Source organism: Micromonospora sp. DT31 (genome assembly GCF_049841795.1).
Lineage (GTDB): Bacteria > Actinomycetota > Actinomycetes > Mycobacteriales > Micromonosporaceae > Micromonospora.
On the sequence record NZ_JBNCKZ010000053.1, the window covers coordinates 1 to 1,369 of the forward strand.

A 1,369-nucleotide genomic window follows, 5' to 3' on the forward strand; every position below is an offset into this window, starting at 1 on the left:
ACCGACCGCACAAACCCCCACACCGCCGACCCCGCAACATCAACCACCCCACCATCACAACCCACACCCACCGCGCCGGAACTGAGCAGCACGAGGCGGGAATCGGCGAGGGCCGCCGTCGCGAGCCAGGCCTGGACGATGTCCAGGACGCGGTGGGTGGCGGCCCGTACCCGGTCGGGCACCGGCCGACCGTCGTCCGGCTCGACGCAGTCGACGACAACGACCCGGGGTACGGCTCCGCCGTACCCCGCCATCTCGATCACGGTCTCCACGTCGTACTGCACCTGGGCGGTGATGCCCAGCTCCCCCAACGCGGCGTGGAACGGCTCGACCCAATCGCCGGACCCCACGAGGGCCCACTGCTCGTCGCCCGAGAAGGACGGAGTGGTCACCGTGACCGGAGCCCACTGCACCTCGTGGAGGGTGGCGTCGTCGCCCGCCGAGGGCAGCGGACGCAGCGCGAGGTCACCGATGTGGATGAGGGGGTTGCCGGCTTCATCCGTGACCGTCACGGCGGCGTGGTCCGGTCGCGGTTGCCGGAGTTGGACCCGCAGGGCGGTCGGCGCCTGCGCCGCGCCGGTGATCGTGACGTCCGTACAACTGAACGGGATGAACGTCGCCTCGTTGGCGGCCCGCAGGAGCGGGTGCAGGGCGGAGTCGAGCAGCGCGGGGTGGATCGTGTGGCCGGCGGCCGACATCCCCTCCGGCAGGTGCACCTCGGCGAACTGCGACTGTGGGTGCGGTGCGTCCTGAAGCTTGGTGAGCAGCCGGAACGCCGGCCCGTAGTCGTAACCGCGAACAGCCAGACCGTCGTACAGCTCGGCGACATCCACCGTCGTCGCGTCGACCGGAACGGGGCCGGTGAGCACCGGGGCGGCGGTACGGGTGTCCAGGGTGCCGGTGACGTGCCGCGTCCAGAGCTGCGCCGACTCGTCGGCGGCGTACGGCCGGGAGTGGACGGCGATGTGGTGACGGTCCGCTGCGGGTTGCGTGACGACGATCTGCAGTTCGGTCCGGCGCTGCTCGTCGAGACTCAGCGGTTGCTCGATGAGCAGCTCGGTGATGTGGTTGTGGCCCAGTGAGGTGGCCAGGTGCAGGGTGAGATCGAGGAACACGGTCGCCGGCACGATGATCCGACCGTCGATGGCGTGGTCCGCGAGCCAGGACTGGTCCTGCGTGGACAGGCTTCCGGTCACCACGACGGTGTCGCTGTCGGCGACATCCAGCGTGGTGTGGAGGAGGGGGTGCTGGTTGCGGCGGGAGCCACCCGCGCGGTCCGCGCTGGCCGTGGCCCAGTAGCGGTGGTGGTGGAAGGGGTAGGTGGGGAGGGTGGTGGTGGGTGTGGGTGGGTGGGTCCAGTTGATGGGTT

Annotated in this window: 1 protein-coding gene; it reads right to left on the reverse strand. The window is 70.5% G+C overall.

The genetic code is table 11. From position 1 onward, the window contains the following. On the reverse strand, nt 1-1,369 hold a 1,369-nt coding region (locus tag ACLQ2X_RS28325; protein ID WP_425684127.1), incomplete at both ends, for a polyketide synthase dehydratase domain-containing protein.